General features: G+C 51.1%; 15 protein-coding genes, 1 other RNA gene and 1 pseudogene. 10 read left to right on the top strand and 7 right to left on the bottom strand.

All coding sequences use genetic code 11. The annotated features are described in order from the left end of the window. Nucleotides 1-12: 12 nt before the first annotated feature. The 5 genes from NA986_RS05135 to ydiK all read right to left on the bottom strand — a co-directional run bounded on the left by NA986_RS05135 (nt 13) and on the right by ydiK (nt 4899). On the bottom strand, nt 13-1248 hold the full coding sequence (locus NA986_RS05135; protein WP_000081209.1) for an MFS transporter: 1236 nt from the start codon (nt 1246-1248) through the stop codon (nt 13-15). Between the two features lie 363 nt (nt 1249-1611). After that, nucleotides 1612-2823, bottom strand: a complete 1212-nt coding sequence (locus tag NA986_RS05130; protein ID WP_070793853.1) for an MFS transporter — start codon at nt 2821-2823, stop codon at nt 1612-1614. 140 nt (nt 2824-2963) lie between these two features. After that, complete coding sequence (locus NA986_RS05125; protein ID WP_077911757.1) at nt 2964-3323, bottom strand: YdiL family protein; 360 nt, start codon at nt 3321-3323, stop codon at nt 2964-2966. A 167-nt stretch (nt 3324-3490) separates the two neighbouring features. Next, an RNA gene (gene rprA, locus NA986_RS05120) (antisense sRNA RprA) lies at nt 3491-3598 on the bottom strand. Nucleotides 3599-3780: 182 nt separating this feature from the next. After that, nucleotides 3781-4899 carry an AI-2E family transporter YdiK gene (ydiK, locus tag NA986_RS05115; RefSeq protein ID WP_000248615.1) on the bottom strand — a complete coding sequence of 373 codons (1119 nt, stop codon included), beginning with the start codon at nt 4897-4899 and terminating at the stop codon, nt 3781-3783. Nucleotides 4900-5163: 264 nt separating this feature from the next. Between ydiK and ydiJ the strand changes: the two genes are divergently transcribed. The 3 genes from ydiJ (at nt 5164) to NA986_RS05100 (ending at nt 8914) form a co-directional block, all read left to right on the top strand. Then, entirely contained in the window at nt 5164-8220 is a 3057-nt protein-coding gene (gene ydiJ / locus NA986_RS05110) for a D-2-hydroxyglutarate dehydrogenase YdiJ (protein ID WP_070793852.1), read from the top strand. Further along, nucleotides 8217-8627, top strand: coding sequence for a 1,4-dihydroxy-2-naphthoyl-CoA hydrolase (gene menI / locus NA986_RS05105; protein ID WP_000637930.1), 411 nt, complete (start codon nt 8217-8219; stop codon nt 8625-8627). The genes ydiJ and menI overlap by 4 nt, the downstream gene beginning before the upstream one ends. A gap of 98 nt (nt 8628-8725) precedes the next feature. After that, nucleotides 8726-8914, top strand: a complete 189-nt coding sequence (locus NA986_RS05100; RefSeq protein WP_001537749.1) for a YdiH family protein — start codon at nt 8726-8728, stop codon at nt 8912-8914. Nucleotides 8915-9201: 287 nt separating this feature from the next. Here NA986_RS05100 and NA986_RS05095 read toward each other — a convergent pair whose 3' ends face one another. Continuing rightward, nucleotides 9202-10548: an L-cystine transporter gene (locus tag NA986_RS05095; protein ID WP_023216620.1), complete on the bottom strand. Its 1347-nt coding sequence runs from the start codon at nt 10546-10548 to the stop codon at nt 9202-9204. Nucleotides 10549-10974: 426 nt separating this feature from the next. Here NA986_RS05095 and sufA point away from each other — a divergent pair, with 426 nt between their 5' ends. From sufA to ldtE, 7 genes are all read left to right on the top strand, one after another. Beyond that, a complete protein-coding gene (sufA, locus tag NA986_RS05090; protein ID WP_000418973.1) occupies nt 10975-11343 on the top strand; it encodes a Fe-S cluster assembly scaffold SufA in 369 nt (122 codons plus the stop codon). An 8-nt stretch (nt 11344-11351) separates the two neighbouring features. After that, entirely contained in the window at nt 11352-12839 is a 1488-nt protein-coding gene (gene sufB / locus NA986_RS05085) for a Fe-S cluster assembly protein SufB (RefSeq protein ID WP_000089383.1), read from the top strand. A 16-nt stretch (nt 12840-12855) separates the two neighbouring features. Further along, the gene (sufC, locus tag NA986_RS05080) at nt 12856-13602 is read left to right on the top strand and encodes a Fe-S cluster assembly ATPase SufC (protein WP_000948902.1); all 747 of its coding nucleotides are present in this window, start codon (nt 12856-12858) and stop codon (nt 13600-13602) included. After that, nucleotides 13577-14848 (top strand): Fe-S cluster assembly protein SufD, encoded by a 1272-nt coding sequence (gene sufD / locus NA986_RS05075; protein ID WP_000907929.1) that lies wholly within the window; start codon nt 13577-13579, stop codon nt 14846-14848. The genes sufC and sufD overlap by 26 nt, the downstream gene beginning before the upstream one ends. Beyond that, complete coding sequence (sufS, locus tag NA986_RS05070) at nt 14845-16065, top strand: cysteine desulfurase SufS (RefSeq protein WP_000143859.1); 1221 nt, start codon at nt 14845-14847, stop codon at nt 16063-16065. The genes sufD and sufS overlap by 4 nt, the downstream gene beginning before the upstream one ends. A gap of 12 nt (nt 16066-16077) precedes the next feature. Then, entirely contained in the window at nt 16078-16494 is a 417-nt protein-coding gene (gene sufE, locus NA986_RS05065) for a cysteine desulfuration protein SufE (RefSeq protein ID WP_000729470.1), read from the top strand. A 154-nt stretch (nt 16495-16648) separates the two neighbouring features. Next, complete coding sequence (ldtE, locus tag NA986_RS05060) at nt 16649-17650, top strand: L,D-transpeptidase LdtE (RefSeq protein ID WP_000817060.1); 1002 nt, start codon at nt 16649-16651, stop codon at nt 17648-17650. Between the two features lie 66 nt (nt 17651-17716). Here the strand turns inward: ldtE and NA986_RS05055 are convergent. Continuing rightward, nucleotides 17717-17787 (bottom strand): annotated as a pseudogene (locus NA986_RS05055) (major outer membrane lipoprotein); the annotation flags it as partial.

Genomic DNA, 17787 nt, shown 5'->3' with positions numbered 1-17787 from the left:
TCGTTAACATTTTTACTGGAAATAACGCTCGCCAAATCGGACATCGTTTTGCGGGATCTTAAATACGCGATAATAGCGAATAAATACAATAATGGCGGTGATAAATGTCAGTAGTGCAAAGGCAAAATCTAACAAAATGATATATTGCAGGCCAATAGTAGAGAGATAACCGGTGATCAGTGGAATAATAAAGTTAGCTACGCCCCCCATCATCATATATATACTGGTGACTTTAGCTTTACTCTTAGGGAAAAATTCCGACATTACCGATACACCTAATTGTAAAATACCTCCAGCAGCGGAAAAACCAATCACGAAGGCGCCAGCATTACAGATCAGTGGAGAGGGATACAGGTAAATTGCCGCAGCGGTGAGTGTCGCCAGCCCGGCATTGAAAACATTGGCCCAGATAGGGCGAACCATTTTTTTCAGCAATGCGGCAAAAATAAACACGCAAACCAACGATCCCATACTGTAATAAGAGATGGTTTTCAGCGCGTCGGATTCCGCCATTCCGGCGAAGGCCATCGCATATTTAGGCATCCAGACCACAATCACATAGAAGGTTGAGAACGCGGCGACGCCAAATAAAACGGAAGCTACGCCTTCCAGCCAGACGAGGGGAGTACTGTTCATCTGGGGTAATTCTTTCGCAATACTGGCATCGACAAGTTGGCTGGGAAAACGGCTTTTCAACAGCATCAACGTGATGAGGACGAAAAGGATACCGGGGATTACCACCGCGTAGCCGTACCAGATATGGTTGACTAACAAGGCGCTGACGATAAGGGGGTAAATCATTTGCCCAAAAGAGACCATCGCTTTAACCAGAATAACTGCCGAGCCCGATGCTTTGGGAAAACACTCCATTAATGCAGGGTATCCGCCGGTATCCAGCGCGGAGTTCGCCACGCCGACACACACCGCTAATATGAAAGCGATCATCAGGTTAGGACTGGCGGGAATACCGAAGAAAAACAGCATATATAGTACGGCGCCAAGCAGTATTATTGCCCGACGGCCAAATTTATCGGACAGTACGCCAAAGAATAAAATACTGACCAGACGGCCAAGACCAATGCCAGAGATTAAATAGGCGATACCGGCACTATCCGTGGAGAATTTCTGTGCAAGGGAGGTCATGTTCTGGGCTAGTGTAATAACACTCATGCCGTGGAGAAAGTAACTAAAATAAATGCAGATAACAGCCAGCAAATATGGCATGTTGCGAGCCTTGTTCTGAGACATTTGTTCACAGCTCCTTGCTGATGGTTTGATTCAATGTCCTGCTTATTACTGCTTTACTACATGCAGCGATTGTTCAGTAACACTATAAGTCGGTACTGTCGTTATATGTACATAACATGGCGTTTAAAATGCCAGGTTTATTGCATTGATAGCATTTCATTTGTTAGCCAAGAAATATAAAAATTGCTGCGAATTTGTTGTTTAATACATATAACTCGTGATGCTCATCGCAATTTTTCTGATAAGTGTGAAGATAATGAATAATAATTAACACGAAAATTACATTTTTTGTTTCCCGGTGATAATGGCTAACGTTTTATTTTGCATAGCAAGGCAATAATATTGCAGTTGGCACGCTAACATTTATTGCGCAGTTGACGCTGCTTCAGCGTGATGTTGTGATTCAGCCCGACTTCGGTAACCGATGAACAGTGCGAGGAGAAATCCCACTGCGGCGATACCGGTATCAAACCACATAATATGTGCAATGCTCATTTCTGAAATCCGCGCTGTGATCAACGGAATAGTGAACGTCGCGATACTGCCGGCGCTGTAATAAATGCCGGTCGCTTTACCTTTCTCCTGTGGAAAACGGGCCGCCATCAGCGTCAGGCCGATTTGTACTACGCCACCGGCGGAAGAGAATCCAATGACGAATGCGAAGATCATAACAACATAGGCCTGAGGATGCAGGCAGACCGTCAGAAGCGCAATAAAAGAGATAAAGGTATAAAACATCAATAATGTGGTAGAGCGAATTGTTTTTCTGACCAGCGGGGCAGTTATAAAAACGCAGAGTAGCGAGCCGCAGGTATAAATACTTAACAGTTTGATGGATTGGGTATACGACATTCCTGCGACGAACTGTCCATACTGCGCCAGCCACTGGCTGATAAGGTAAAAGGTTGCCATCGAGATATAGCCATAAAGGGTGTAGCTGATAAGATCGATGAGGGAGCAATGATGTACGCCTGCGACAGGCGCTTGCGAGATTTTGGGTTTCAATATCCGACCTGGATAGGGTGGAAAAGGGCAGCGTAATAAAAACAGAGCATTAATAAGCATGATCGCCCCGGCAAGCAGGAAGGACCAGCCAAACCACATATTAGCCCAGACTAATAAACTGATAATAATGGGCAACAAGAATTGCCCGCCAGAGACAAATGCTTTGATCAGAATATTTGCCGTACTGGGGGAGCGAGGGAAGGCTTCCATCAAACTGGGATAGGTACCTGCATCTAAAAAACTGTTGGCCATACCCGCTAAAAAGCCACAGGCATAAGCGACAAAAATCGTCTGAGCATAAAGAATGCCAATGAAAAAAATCAGGTAACAGGCGGTCCCCAGAATGATAAAAGGACGGCGACCAAAGCGATCGGAAAGCATACCGGCGATTAACAAAACGCTTAGCCGGCCAATACCAAGCGAAGAGATCACAATAGATACGCCTGCGGAACTGGTATGCCATTGCTGTTCAAGCGATGACATGTTCAGGCTCATCAGAATAACCCCCATGCCATGTACAAAGTAATTAAAATACAACCCTACAGCGGTAGGGAAATAACGATTTTTCATATTATCTGACTCAGAGATGCCGCCTGAACGTTACAGTGGTATACACAGGCAGGAAGCATATTGGATAGGGTGACAAGTCAATGTCGTGATTGTGTGGTTTTCTATCCGGTATCAATACGATGCGGCGATAAAGTTTACGTCTAACACAGCCGCTCCAGATCATGTGCGAAAAGTTCGGCAGCAACAGATTGATAAATTTTCCACTCGATAAAATCACCCTCTGTATAAATGGACTGAAAAGAAGATAAATCAGGGAAGTAACGCATTGTATTATTGCCGATGCGGTTATTTATTTTGTCCACAATGGCGTTAATTCGTCGCTGTCTCCTGGCTTTCATTTCCTTCAGCCTGGCAATGATTTCTGGAGAGATGGGTATGTCGCCAGCTTCCCATCGTTGCCAGGTTGTCGAATTATTATCCTGGGTGATATAGATTGTGCATTCTTCAATCGTCATATCAAAAATACGCCGTAGTGCTTGTAGTTCTAACGCGTTCATCATTTTTTAGGCTTTTATATGAAAAAAGTGATGCTATAAATAGCACCACCGACACCGTTTCGACTTGAACAGAATCACACTATTTTGTGCAATATTATTTGTTCGTTGCAGATATCGCGGTGTTGAAGGAAAACGGGAGCTGGCTTATGTAACAATGCAGCGAAAAAAGTTAAAAAAAAAGCCCATCGTAGGAGACGGGCAAAGACTACACACAGCAATTCGTTGTTTCACTCAGGGGATTTCCATGCTTATAAATCAATGTGTTGATTTATAACCGTGTGCTAATAGTAGGCATGAGCACTTTTTGCGTCGATCAGATTCGTCTCAATAGTTTAAAAACTGTAACGGATTTGCGACAGAAATGAGATGCGGCGGGGAACAGACGGGCGAATCAAAATGGGGTGTGCGTTGAATTGATAAACGTCGCTAAAGCATCGGGCGGCAATGCCGCCCGACGGGATTATGACTGCTTGTTGGCTTCCTCGATGTCATCCAGCTCTTCAAGGATCTCCTCTGGTTCATTCGTCGGCGCCGGAACTTCATGTACCCATGCGGAGAACAAACGCCAGGTCACGGCCAGAAGCACCGGTCCAATAAACAGACCAATCATACCGAATGCAATCAGGCCGCCGATTACCCCGGAAAGGATCAGAAGCAGCGGTAAATCGGCGCCCATGCGGATGAGTACCGGGCGAATCACGTTATCCAGAGTGCCGACGACGGCGCTCCAAACCAGCAGCACGGTGCCCCAGGTGGTGTCGCCTGTCCAGTAAAGCCAGATAATGGCTGGAATCAATACCGGCAACGGCCCCAACTGAACCAGACACGAAAGGATCATCACTACCGTCAACAGGGTAGCGTAAGGCACGCCGGAAATCGCCAGTCCGACGCCGCCAAGTACCGCCTGTACCAGCGCGGTGACCACCACGCCAAGCGCCACGGCGCGGATCGCCTGGGCAGCCAGCAGAACCGCCGCATCGCCGCGTTTAGCCGCGAGACGACAGGCAAAATGGCGTATCCCCATCGCCACTTGTTCGCCGCGCCAGTAAAGCAGGGCGCTAAACAACAGCATCAGGGCGCAGTGCATCATAAAGCGTCCGATATGCGCCGCCTGACCGACAAACCAGGTCGTGGTTGTGCCGATATAAGGCCGCACTTTCGCCATAATAGCGCTACCGCCCATATCCAGCAGGCTATGCCATCCGGCATACAGTTTGGCGCCAACTAACGGAATATTATTTAACCATGCCAGATCGGGTAGCGTCATATCGCCGCCGGTCACTGCATGGATGAGCGGGCCGCTACCATCGACAATGCTGTTCACCAGCAAGGCGACGGGAATAACGAAGAGCAGCACTAACAGCAGCGTCATGACCAGTACGGCAAGCGAGCGGCGGCCCCACAATATTTTTTGTAATTTCAGCAAAACGGGCCAGGTCGCGATAACAATCGTACCTGCCCATGCAAACCCCAAAATAAAAGGCTGTACTATCCACAAACAGGCCACAATCATGATGGCTAAAAACAGCACCGATAGCAGCACTTGCGCAATATCCCTGGGCTGACGAACATTTACCATAAATACTTTTCACCTTTGTCTTTGCGCCAGAACGTTGGCGCGACGTGAACATGCAAACCACACCCTATAATGATGAGCAATTTCAGCGGTTTTTAACAGGCCGATTCTGCATGTAATTCTGTTGGGCGCACAGGAAAAAAATGTGATACAACAAATAACGCAACACGCAAACGATTAAGCATCCCTTCCTGTGCGTAGACCGCTCGCGCTCGCCGGGTTGGGCGCCACCGTTCACAACATAGACCGCAGGAAAAGGTCAATATAATGATTCCACAAATTTCTCAGGCACCCGGCGTCGTTCAGCTGGTGCTCAATTTTTTGCAGGCGCTGGAGCAGCAAGGGTTTACGGGCGATACGGCAACCAGCTATGCCGACCGTCTGACAATGTCGACCGATAACAGTATCTACCAGCTTCTTCCCGATGCTGTTGTGTTTCCCCGTTCTACGGCGGATGTCGCGCTTCTTGCCCGTCTGGCGGCGGAGCCGCGCTTTACGTCGCTGATATTTACCCCGCGAGGCGGCGGTACTGGCACGAATGGCCAGGCGCTAAACCAGGGCATTATTGTTGATATGTCCCGCTATATGAACCGCATTATTGAAATTAATTCTGAAGAGGGATGGGTGCGGGTAGAGGCGGGGGTGATAAAAGATCAGCTTAATCAGGCGTTAAAGCCGTATGGCTATTTTTTTGCGCCGGAACTTTCCACCAGTAATCGCGCCACGCTTGGCGGTATGATTAATACCGATGCCTCTGGTCAGGGTTCGCTGGTCTATGGGAAAACGTCAGATCACGTCTTAGGCATACGGGCCGTATTGTTGGGGGGCGATATCCTTGACACGCAATCGATGCCCGTAGAGCTTGCCCGGACGCTGGGTGAAAACACGACGATGCCAGGCCGCATCTATCAGACCGTCTATCAGTCCTGCCTGGAAAACCGTCAACTTATCCTCGATAGCTTTCCAAAGCTCAATCGCTTCCTGACAGGCTACGATTTACGCCACGTCTTTAACGATGACATGACCCGCTTCGATCTTACCCGCATCTTAACGGGGTCGGAAGGGACGCTGGCGTTTATTACTGAAGCCCGGCTGGATATTACCCCGATACCCAAAGTCCGCCGTCTGGTGAATGTAAAATACGATTCCTTTGATTCCGCGCTGCGTAACGCCCCTTTTATGGTTGATGCGCGCGCCTTATCCGTCGAGACGGTCGATTCCAAAGTCCTTAACCTCGCGCGGGAAGATATTGTCTGGCACTCCGTTAGCGAATTGATTACCGATGTGCCGGATAAAGAGATGCTGGGCCTGAATATCGTGGAATTCGCGGGTGACGATGAAGCGCTTATTGACGGACAGGTCGAGGCGCTGTGCCACCGGCTGGATGGCCTGATGGCGCGTGCGGAAGCGGGCGTGATCGGCTGGCAACTTTGTACCGATTTGACGGGTATTGAGCGTATTTACGCGATGCGTAAAAAAGCGGTAGGGCTGCTGGGTAATGCGAAAGGCGCTGCCAAACCGATTCCTTTTGCGGAAGATACCTGCGTGCCGCCTGAACATCTGGCCGATTACATCGCCGAATTTCGCGCCCTGCTGGATGGTCATGGCTTAAGTTACGGCATGTTCGGCCACGTGGATGCCGGGGTGCTGCATGTGCGTCCGGCGCTGGATATGTGCGATCCGCAGCAGGAACTGTTGATGAAACAGATCTCCGATGAGGTCGTCGCGCTGACCGCCAGATACGGCGGGCTGTTGTGGGGCGAGCATGGAAAAGGTTTCCGTGCGGAATACAGCCCGGCCTTTTTCGGCGAAGTTCTGTATGGCGAGCTGCGCAAAATAAAAGCGGCTTTTGATCCGCATAATCGACTTAACCCGGGTAAAATCTGTCCGCCGCAAGGGATAGAGGCGCCGATGATGAAGGTGGATGCGGTAAAACGCGGCACCTGGGATCGGCAAATCCCGCTGGCGGTACGGCAGACCTGGCGCGGCGCTATGGAGTGTAATGGTAACGGCCTGTGCTTTAATTTCGATGCGAAAAGCCCGATGTGCCCGTCGATGAAAATTAGCCTTAACCGGATCCACTCGCCGAAAGGGCGGGCGACGCTGGTACGGGAATGGCTCCGTCTATTGGCCGATCGCGGCGTCGATCCGCTGAAGCTGGAAAAGGAGTTGCCGGAAAAACGTGCCAGCTTACGCACGCTGATTGCCCGCACCCGGAATAGTTGGCACAAACGCAAAGGCGAGTATGACTTTTCCCATGAAGTTAAAGAGGCCATGTCCGGCTGTCTGGCGTGTAAAGCCTGTACGACCCAGTGTCCGATTAAAATCGATGTTCCGGAGTTTCGTTCACGTTTCTTACAGCTTTACCATACGCGTTATCTGCGTCCGGTACGCGATCATCTGGTGGCGACGGTCGAGACCTACGCGCCGCTGATGGCGCGTGCGCCAAAGACCTTTAACTTTTTTATTAACCAACCGGTGGTTCGCAATCTGGCGAAAAAACATATCGGTATGGTGGATTTACCTCTGCTTTCTGCCCCTTCATTGCAACAGCAACTGGTGGGCCATCCGTCCGCTAATATGACGCTTGAGCAACTGGAGCGCATGAGCGCCGAGCAAAAAGCGAAAACGGTACTGGTAGTTCAGGATCCGTTTACCAGCTACTACGACGCTCGGGTCGTAGCGGACTTTATCCGCCTGGCGGAAAAACTGGGCAGGAGGCCGGTATTGTTACCGTTCTCGCCGAATGGTAAGGCGCAGCATATTAAAGGTTTTCTTAATCGCTTTGCGAAAACGGCGAAAAAAACCTCTGAGTTCCTTAATCGGATCGCCGCGTTGGGGATGCCGATGGTGGGCGTCGATCCGGCGCTGGTTCTGTGTTATCGCGACGAATACAAACTGGCGCTGGGCGAACAGCGCGGCGATTTTCATGTGTTGCTGGTGAATGAATGGCTGGCGCAGGAAATAAATGCAAGACTGTCCGTCGAGGTGAGCGGCGAACCGTGGTACTTTTTTGGTCATTGTACGGAAGTCACGGCTTTACCCGGCGCGCCTGCGCAGTGGGCCGCCATCTTTGCCCATTTTGGCGCGAAGCTGGAAAATGTCAGCGTAGGCTGCTGCGGTATGGCGGGCACTTATGGACATGAACTCACCAATCATAAAAATTCGCTGGGAATTTATGAGCTATCCTGGCATCAGGCGATGCAACGTCTACCGCGAAACCGTTGCCTGGCAACCGGCTATTCCTGCCGAAGCCAGGTTAAACGCATTGAAGGTACGGGCGTGCGTCACCCGTTGCAGGCATTACTGGAGATTATAGGTTGATCTGGAAACGTGAAGTGACCCTCGATGCGCTTAATGCGATGGGGGAAGGGAATATGGTTGGCCTGCTTGATATCCGCTTTGAGCGTATTGGGGACGATACGCTGGAAGCGACAATGCCCGTCGATCATCGCACCAAACAGCCGTTCGGCTTGCTGCATGGCGGAGCGTCTGTGGTGCTGGCGGAAAGTATCGGCTCGGTCGCAGGTTATCTGTGTACGCAGGGGGAGCAAAAGGTGGTGGGGCTGGAGGTGAATGCCAACCATGTACGGTCGGCGCGTCAGGGGCGCGTACGAGGCGTCTGTAAAGCGTTGCATACCGGGGCTCGCCATCAGGTCTGGCAGATAGAGATCTTTGATGAACAGGGACGTCTGTGCTGTTCTTCGCGCCTTACTACGGCGATTGTGTGACGTTGTCACCATAAAAGTGTGATGCATATTGCTTTTGGTCAAAATGTGCGCAGAAAAAGGTGATATACTGTGCACGTTTACACATAAGCGAGGATGATATGTCTACTGATTTAGACCCAACCCAACTGGCGATTGAATTTTTACGCCGTGATAAAACCGAACTTTCTCCCGCGCAGTATTTGAAGCGTTTAAAACAGCTGGAGTTAGAGTTTGCCGATCTCCTCACCCTATCTGCAACCGAACTGAAAGAAGAGATCTATTTCGCCTGGCGGTTGGGCGTGCATTAATAAAGTCTATGTAGGCCGGATAAGGCGATAGCCGCCATCCGGCTATGTTACCAGGCAATCTCACCAGACCCTATCCCCCGGTAATAGATAACCCCCTTGATTTTGTTTAAAAAAAATACAGATCGCCATTTGTGCTAAAAAGGCGCGCTCTCTTTATGAGATTATTCTTATGCCCCTTCAAGAGCTAAGCCATTAAGAGTGCCGGAGATAAGCGCCGGATGGGGCCGGAACCCTTAAGCCTGTATTGAACAGACTTAAGGGTTTTTCTTTTCCGGGCGCGTAAAAAACTAAGGTCTGTTAATAACCGCTGGCATGTCGTCAGCCGTATGATTATTCAAAATACGGTTAGCCAGCACACCTGACATCATCGATCCGTTAACGTTCAGAGCCGTGCGGGCCATATCAACGATAGGTTCGATGGCAATAAAAATACCGACCAGCGCAACGGGAAAATTCAACGTCGACAGGACAATCAGCGCCGCGAACGTACCGCCGCCGCCGACGCCGGCTACGCCAATAGACCCTAGCGCAATGGCAGGCAACATCGCGGCCAGAAAATGCAGCGAGAGCGGATCAATGCCGATGGTGGGCGCAATCATCGCTACCATAATAGCCGGATAAATCCCGGCGCAGCCATTTTGCCCCATACTGGAGCCAAACGAGGCGGAAATATTGGCAATGGTGCTTTGTACGCCAAATTTTTCCTGGGCGGAAATGGCCAGCGGGATAGAGGCTGCGCTGCTGCGGGAAACAAACGCAAAGGTTAAGACGGGCCACACCATTCTGAAATAACGCGCTGGATTATTACCGCTGAGGATCAGCAAGATGGCATGCACGATAAACATCATAAAAATCGCGATGTAACAGGCGCCGATAAAACCAAGTAAGCTGGCGAATTGTTCAAAGTGGTATGATGAAAATACGGTAGTCATTAATGCCATGACGCCATAGGGCGTTAATGCAATAACGATACGTACCATCTTCATGACCCAGATCTGAATAGCGTTAATGCCTGCGCTTAATTTCTGACCTTCTTCCGGCGCCTCTTTTTTGACCTTTAACAGAGCGATCCCCGCTATTAGCGTGAAGATAACGATGCCGATAACGGAAACACTTCTGGCTCCCGTAAGATCAAGAAAAATATTAGTCGGGATCAGCGATGTCACTAACTGGGGAATCGACACCGCGGCAGTCTTATTGACTTCTTCCGTAGTTAACATTGACGGCATGTGCACAAAAGCGCTGGCGTCAAGCCCCAGCACATGAGCGGTCAGTAATCCGATAAAACCGGCAACCATCACCAGACATAACATGCATCCGACGATCGTCAGCGACATTTTTCCGATGCCGGCACTATTTTCCAGTTTATTGATGGCGGAAAGAATAGAAATAAAAATTAGCGGTATAGCGACCAGTTTCAACAGATGGACGTAACCATTGCCGACGATGCTGTACCATTCGATAATAGTTTTAGTGTGATTTGCTGAAATAAAATGCAGGGATAAACCAATAACAGCCCCTAAAAAGATAGCGATAAAAACGCTTTTCGACAGGGAATCGCTTTTTTGATTAATTCTCAAGGTGACCCACGAGAAAACCAAAAAAAGTGCGATATACGCGAGCGTAACAACCATATTTTAAGCCTCTTGCCTCATTCAGCACCTGAAATGCCGGAAAGAGTTTACATAAACCTATAGCTCAAACTGAGTTATAGAACCGCAGCGGATTATAAAGAGCGCAACGCCAGGTATCCATACAAAAAATGGGGTTCTGACCTCGCCGCCCGGCAATGTCGACAGCCTATTAATTAAATAGTCATTTTCTATACATCTTTTCGTTTTTGACCTGTCAGAACGGTTAATATCTTATAAATCATTAATTATCAAAAAGTTAAGCGATTTTTTGTCTGTCGTATGACCTGACGGACAGGGTCTATGCTTAATAAAAGGCGCTCAATATGACCATTTGTTGGAAAGCCCCTGCGGTTAAGGGGTTGAAGTGATAATCATTATCACTAACATGCTGTTATATCCTGGTGATTTAGAACGCGAGGTAACTCTATGGAATTGCATTCAGGCACGTTTAACCCGGAGGACTTCCCCTGGCAAGGGCTGACGCTAACGCCAGCGGCGGCAGCGCACATACGTGAACTGGCAGCAAAGCAGCCGGGCATGTTGGGCGTGCGGTTAAGCGTAAAACAGACGGGATGTGCCGGATTCGGCTATGTTCTGGATACCGTTCGGGAGCCGGATAAAGACGATCTGGTTTTTGAAGCCGAAGGCGCAAAGCTTTTCGCACCGTTACAGGCGATGCCTTTTATTGACGGAACAGAAGTGGATTACGTACAGGAAGGGCTGAACCAGTTATTTAAATTTCATAACCCCAAAGCCCAGAATGAATGCGGCTGCGGCGAAAGTTTTGGGGTATAGGCGGTACTATGTCTCGTAATACTGAAGCAACGGAAGAGGTCGGCATCTGGACAGGCGGACGCCTTAATTACAAAGAAGGATTTTTCACGCAATTACCCACTGATGAACTGGCAAAAGGCATCAGCGAAGAGGTGGTGCGCGCGATTTCCGCAAAGCGTAACGAACCAGAGTGGATGCTGGAATTTCGTCTCAATGCCTATAGAGCCTGGCTGGACATGGATGAACCGCACTGGCTGAAGGCGCACTACGATAAACTGAACTATCAGGACTACAGCTATTACTCTGCGCCATCATGCGGAAACTGCGACGATAGCTGCGTTTCCCAGCCGGGAGCCGTACAGCAAACGGGCGCGAATACCTTTTTGAGTAAAGAGGTTGAAGACGCCTTCGAGCAGCTTGGCGTTCCGGTTCGCGAAGGGAAAGAGGTCGCCGTCGATGCGATTTTTGACTCGGTCTCCGTAGCGACCACATACCGTGAAAAACTGGCGGAACAGGGCATTATTTTCTGTTCTTTTGGCGAAGCGATACACGATCACCCTGACCTGGTCAGGAAATATCTTGGCACCGTCGTGCCGGGGAACGATAACTTTTTTGCCGCGCTGAATGCGGCAGTCGCTTCCGATGGGACATTTATCTATGTTCCCAAAGGCGTGCGTTGCCCAATGGAGTTATCCACCTATTTTCGCATTAACGCTGAGAAAACCGGTCAGTTTGAGCGCACGATTCTGGTGGCGGATGAAGGCAGCTATGTGAGTTATATCGAAGGCTGCTCCGCGCCCGTACGCGACAGTTATCAGCTACACGCCGCGGTAGTGGAAGTCATCATCCATAAAGATGCTGAAGTAAAATATTCCACCGTACAAAACTGGTTCCCGGGCGACAACAACACGGGCGGCATTTTGAACTTTGTGACCAAGCGGGCGTTGTGCGAAGGGGAAAACAGCAAGATGTCGTGGACCCAGTCGGAAACCGGTTCGGCGATTACCTGGAAATACCCGAGCTGCATTCTGCGCGGTGATAATTCTATCGGCGAGTTCTATTCCGTTGCGCTGACCAGTGGACATCAGCAGGCTGACACCGGCACCAAAATGATCCATATCGGTAAAAACACGCGCTCAACCATTATCTCAAAAGGCATTTCCGCCGGCCACAGCCAGAACAGCTACCGTGGGCTGGTAAAAATTATGCCGACGGCGACCAACGCCCGAAATTTCACCCAATGCGACTCCATGTTGATTGGCGCGGACTGCGGCGCGCATACGTTCCCGTATGTTGAATGCCGCAATAACAGCGCGCAGCTGGAGCACGAAGCGACAACATCACGCATCGGTGAAGATCAGCTTTTCTATTGTTTGCAACGCGGTATCAGCGAAGAAGACGCTATTTCGATGATCGTCAACGGTTTCTGTAAAGACGTTTTCTCGGAACTGCCGCTGGAGTTTGCCGTTGAAGCGCAAAAACTGCTGGCGATTAGCCTTGAGCACAGCGTCGGTTAATGATGAAGGAAAACCCATGTTAAGCATTAAAGATTTACAGGTCAGTGTGGAAGAAAAAGCGATTTTGCGTGGCCTGAATCTGGAGATTCGCCCCGGCGAAGTTCACGCCATTATGGGGCCGAACGGTTCCGGGAAAAGCACGCTCTCCGCCACCCTGGCGGGACGTGAAGATTATGAGGTCACCGGCGGCTCGGTTACGTTCAAGGGTAAAGATCTGCTTGAACTGTCGCCGGAGGAACGGGCGGGCGAAGGGATTTTTATGGCCTTCCAGTACCCGGTAGAAATCCCCGGCGTCAGTAACCAGTTTTTCCTGCAAACCGCGCTGAATGCCGTGCGCGCCTACCGCGGGCAGGCGTCGTTGGATCGCTTTGATTTTCAGGATCTGATGGAAGAAAAGATCGCATTGCTGAAAATGCCGGAAGATTTACTGACCCGTTCGGTAAACGTCGGTTTTTCCGGCGGGGAGAAAAAGCGCAATGATATTTTGCAAATGGCGGTGCTGGAGCCGGAACTGTGCATCCTTGATGAGTCTGACTCCGGACTGGATATCGATGCGTTGAAAATTGTGGCGGAAGGCGTCAACGCGTTACGCGACGATAAACGCGCTTTTATTATCGTGACCCACTATCAGCGCATACTGGACTACATCAAGCCTGATTACGTCCATGTCCTCTATCAGGGGCGAATTGTCCGATCCGGCGATTTTACTCTGGTCAAACAACTGGAGGAGCAGGGTTATGGCTGGCTTACCGAACAGCAGTAAAGCGCTACAGCAATGGCAGCATCTCTTTGAAGAAAAAGGAGAAAGTCGAACTGAGCAAGCAAGACAACATTTACAACAGATGTTACGTCTGGGATTGCCGACGCGTAAACATGAAGACTGGAAATACACGCCGCTGGAGGGCTTAACCCATAGCCAGTTTATCCAGCAGTGTGCGACTATCAGCGCCGCACAGCGTGATGCGCTGGCGCTGCAAATCGATGCCGTGCGGCTGGTGTTTGTCGATGGTCGGTTTATGCCAGAGCTCAGCGATAGCACGCAAAACAGCGGATTTGACGTTAGCGTCAGAGATGAGCGCCAGACGCTTGCCGCGCCGGTACATCCCGAGGTTTTTCTGCATCTGACGGAAAGCCTGGCGCAATGTGTCACGTATATACAGGTCCGGCGAAATCAGCGTCCGACCAGGCCCCTACTGTTAATGCATATCACGCAGGGCGTGGATGGCGACGAGCTGAATACCGCGCATTATCGCCACCATCTGGCGCTGGCGGAAGGCGCGGAAGCGACGGTTATTGAGCATTATGTCAGCCTTACAGCGGCAAAACATTTTACCGGCGCGCGTCTGACGATGAACGTTGCAGACAATGCGCAACTGCGCCATATCAAACTGGCGTTTGAAAATGCGTCCAGCTATCACTTTGCGCATAACGATCTTCTGCTGGCGACAGACGCCTCGGCGTTTAGCCACAGTTTTCTGCTGGGCGCCGCAGTACTACGTCACCACAGCAGCTCACAACTGAATGGTGAAAACGCGACGCTTCGACTGAATAGTCTGGCGATGCCGGTGAAAAATGAAGTCTGCGATACGCGGACATGGCTGGAACATAACAAAGGTTACTGTAACAGCCGCCAGTTGCACAAGACCATCGTCAGCGACAAAGGACGCGCGGTCTTTAATGGCCTGATTAACGTGGCGCAACACGCCATTAAAACCGACGGCCAGATGACCAATAATAACCTGTTGTTGGGGAAACTGGCTGAAGTCGATACCAAACCGCAATTGGAGATCTATGCCGATGACGTGAAGTGCAGCCACGGCGCGACGATCGGGCGTATTGACGATGAGCAGATGTTTTATCTGCAATCACGCGGCATCAGGCAGCAGGAGGCGCGGCACATGATTCTTTACGCGTTTGCCGCAGAGTTAACGGAAGCTATCCATGATAGCGCCCTTAAACAGCAGGTGCTGGCGCGAATCGGCCAGCGACTGCCCGGAGGCCTGGTATGACATTTCCTGTAGAAAAAGTACGGGCGGATTTTCCCATACTGCAGCGTGAAGTTAACGGCCTGCCGCTGGCTTACCTGGACAGCGCAGCCAGCGCTCAAAAACCCAATCAGGTGATTGACGCTGAATCTGCCTTCTACCGTCACGGCTATGCTGCGGTACATCGAGGTATCCATACGTTAAGCGCACAGGCGACCGAAAGCATGGAGAATGTGCGTAAGCAGGCGTCGCGGTTTATTAACGCCCGCTCCGCAGAAGAACTGGTGTTCGTGCGCGGTACGACGGAGGGCATTAACCTTGTCGCCAACAGTTGGGGAACGGAAAATATTCGCGCCGGGGATAACATTATCATCAGCGAGATGGAGCATCATGCCAACATCGTTCCCTGGCAGATGCTGTGCGAGCGCAAAGGCGCTGAACTGCGCGTGATCCCGTTGCATCCTGACGGTACGCTGCGGCTGGAGACCTTAGCTGCGCTGTTCGATGACCGGACTCGACTGCTGGCCATTACCCATGTTTCCAATGTGCTGGGGACGGAAAACCCACTGCCGGACATGATTGCGCTGGCGCGCCAGCATGGGGCGAAAGTGCTGGTGGATGGCGCCCAGGCCGTGATGCACCATGCTGTTGACGTCCAGGCGCTGGACTGCGATTTTTACGTTTTCTCCGGCCATAAACTTTACGGGCCGACCGGCATCGGCATTCTGTATGTTAAAGAGGCGTTGCTGCAAGAAATGCCGCCGTGGGAAGGGGGCGGGTCGATGATCTCGACCGTCAGCCTGACGCAGGGAACGACGTGGGCGAAAGCGCCCTGGCGTTTTGAGGCGGGAACGCCGAATACTGGCGGCATCATTGGTCTGGGCGCGGCAATTGACTATGTGACGTCGCTGGGACTGGATAAGATTGGCGATTATGAGCAGATGCTGATGCGCTATGCGCTGGAGCAACTGGCGCAGGTGCCTGATATCACGCTATATGGCCCGGCGCAGCGGTTGGGCGTCATCGCGTTTAATCTGGGTAAACACCATGCTTACGACGTCGGCAGCTTTCTTGATAATTACGGCATCGCGGTACGAACGGGACATCACTGCGCGATGCCGCTCATGGCCTGGTATGGCGTGCCGGCAATGTGCCGGGCTTCGCTGGCGATGTATAACACCCATGAAGAAGTGGACCGACTGGTGGCAGGATTAACGCGTATCCACCGCTTGTTGGGATAACAGTGAGGTTTTATGGCTGCGTTACCGGATAAAGAAAAATTGCTGCGTAACTTTACGCGTTGCGCTAATTGGGAAGAGAAATATTTATATATTATTGAGTTGGGGCAGCGCCTGGCGGAGTTAAATCCGCAGGATCGCAATCCGCAAAATACGATTCATGGCTGTCAGAGCCAGGTGTGGATCGTGATGCGGCGAAACGCCAACGGCATTATCGAATTGCAGGGCGACAGCGACGCGGCGATCGTTAAAGGCCTTATGGCGGTGGTATTTATTTTGTACCACCAAATGACGGCGCAGGATATTGTGCATTTTGATGTCCGGCCATGGTTCGAAAAAATGGCGCTTACGCAACACCTCACGCCTTCTCGTTCTCAGGGGCTGGAAGCAATGATTCGCGCAATTCGCGCTAAGGCCGCCACTCTTAGCTAAACTGTACAGACAGCGTTCTACCTGATGTCAAATCCTTTGTCGGACGGCGACGTCGCTTTATCCAGAGTGGACAGAGCGTATATTTTGTTGTTCTGATAAGCGAAGCGCTACCAGTCGTCGCAGAGGGCATCACCAGGAATACAGGAGGTTTGGTATGAAACGTGCGTCTTTCATTACGCTAACTATTATCGGCGCGTATAGCGCGTTACAGGCAGCCTGGGCGGTTGATTATCCATTACCGCCCGAAGGCAGCCGTCTTATTGGTCAGAATCAAACCTATACCGTACAGGAAGGTGATAAAAACCTGCAGGCTATCGCCCGGCGTTTTGATACGGCGGCGATGCTCATCCTTGAAGCGAACAATACGATTGCGCCGGTGCCTAAGCCCGGTACGCTAATTACCATTCCCTCGCAGATGCTATTGCCGGATGCGCCCAGGGAAGGCGTCATCGTCAACCTCGCGGAGCTACGGTTGTATTATTACCCGCCGGGAGAAAACCGCGTTCAGGTGTATCCCATCGGCATCGGTTTGCAGGGACTGGAAACTCCCGTCATGGACACCCGGATAGGGCAAAAGATCCCCAACCCGACGTGGACGCCGACGGCGGGCATACGCCAACGTTCGCTTGAGCGGGGGATCACGCTGCCGCCGGTGATCCCTGCCGGGCCAAATAACCCGCTGGGACGCTATGCGCTGCGTCTGGCGCACGGTAATGGGGAATATCTCATTCATGGCACCAGCGCGCCGGATAGCGTGGGTCTGCGCGTGAGTTCCGGTTGCATTCGCATGAACGCGCCGGACATCAAAGCGTTATTTGCGCAGGTCAGAACGGGGACGCCGGTAAAAGTGATTAACCAGCCGGTGAAATTCTCTGTCGAGCCGAATGGCATTCGTTATGTAGAGGTACACAGGCCGCTATCGCCGGAAGAAGAGCAAAACGTGCAGACGATGCCCTACGTGTTGCCTGCGGAATTTACCGCGTTCAGAAACGCACAAGGGGTGGATAGTCGCCTGGTCGATAAGGCGCTATACCGGCGAGCCGGGTATCCAGTCAGCGTGAGCGCCGGGCAGACGCCAGCGGTAAATACGACCGCAGTCGAATCCGCTCAGAACGGTTTTGTCGGAGAAGAGGGGCAAACGCGCGTCACGCAGTAGCCTTCGCCGCAAACGACGGACAAAAAAATGGCGCACGATGTGCGCCATTTTATATCGTGCGTCAAATCATTTACAGATGCGGAATACTTTGTTATCCAGACGCTGGTTCGCGCGAGCTGCGTCGTCTTTAGCAGCCT

The organism is Salmonella sp. NW177, from assembly GCF_051811585.1.
Classification (GTDB): domain Bacteria; phylum Pseudomonadota; class Gammaproteobacteria; order Enterobacterales; family Enterobacteriaceae; genus Salmonella; species Salmonella enterica.
The sequence above is the reverse complement of the archived record's forward strand: the minus strand, read 5'-3'. Positions and strand labels throughout refer to the sequence as shown.

Coding starts and splice junctions, on each gene's coding strand:
- sufA (WP_000418973.1), top strand. CDS start 10,975: ATGGAATTGCATTCAGGCACGTTTAACCCGGAGGACTTCCCCTGGCAA.
- NA986_RS05095 (WP_023216620.1), bottom strand. CDS start 10,548: ATGGTTGTTACGCTCGCGTATATCGCACTTTTTTTGGTTTTCTCGTGG.
- sufD (WP_000907929.1), top strand. CDS start 13,577: ATGGCTGGCTTACCGAACAGCAGTAAAGCGCTACAGCAATGGCAGCAT.
- sufB (WP_000089383.1), top strand. CDS start 11,352: ATGTCTCGTAATACTGAAGCAACGGAAGAGGTCGGCATCTGGACAGGC.
- NA986_RS05130 (WP_070793853.1), bottom strand. CDS start 2,823: ATGAAAAATCGTTATTTCCCTACCGCTGTAGGGTTGTATTTTAATTAC.
- sufS (WP_000143859.1), top strand. CDS start 14,845: ATGACATTTCCTGTAGAAAAAGTACGGGCGGATTTTCCCATACTGCAG.
- sufC (WP_000948902.1), top strand. CDS start 12,856: ATGTTAAGCATTAAAGATTTACAGGTCAGTGTGGAAGAAAAAGCGATT.
- NA986_RS05135 (WP_000081209.1), bottom strand. CDS start 1,248: ATGTCTCAGAACAAGGCTCGCAACATGCCATATTTGCTGGCTGTTATC.
- ydiK (WP_000248615.1), bottom strand. CDS start 4,899: ATGGTAAATGTTCGTCAGCCCAGGGATATTGCGCAAGTGCTGCTATCG.
- ldtE (WP_000817060.1), top strand. CDS start 16,649: ATGAAACGTGCGTCTTTCATTACGCTAACTATTATCGGCGCGTATAGC.
- NA986_RS05100 (WP_001537749.1), top strand. CDS start 8,726: ATGTCTACTGATTTAGACCCAACCCAACTGGCGATTGAATTTTTACGC.
- sufE (WP_000729470.1), top strand. CDS start 16,078: ATGGCTGCGTTACCGGATAAAGAAAAATTGCTGCGTAACTTTACGCGT.
- NA986_RS05125 (WP_077911757.1), bottom strand. CDS start 3,323: ATGATGAACGCGTTAGAACTACAAGCACTACGGCGTATTTTTGATATG.
- ydiJ (WP_070793852.1), top strand. CDS start 5,164: ATGATTCCACAAATTTCTCAGGCACCCGGCGTCGTTCAGCTGGTGCTC.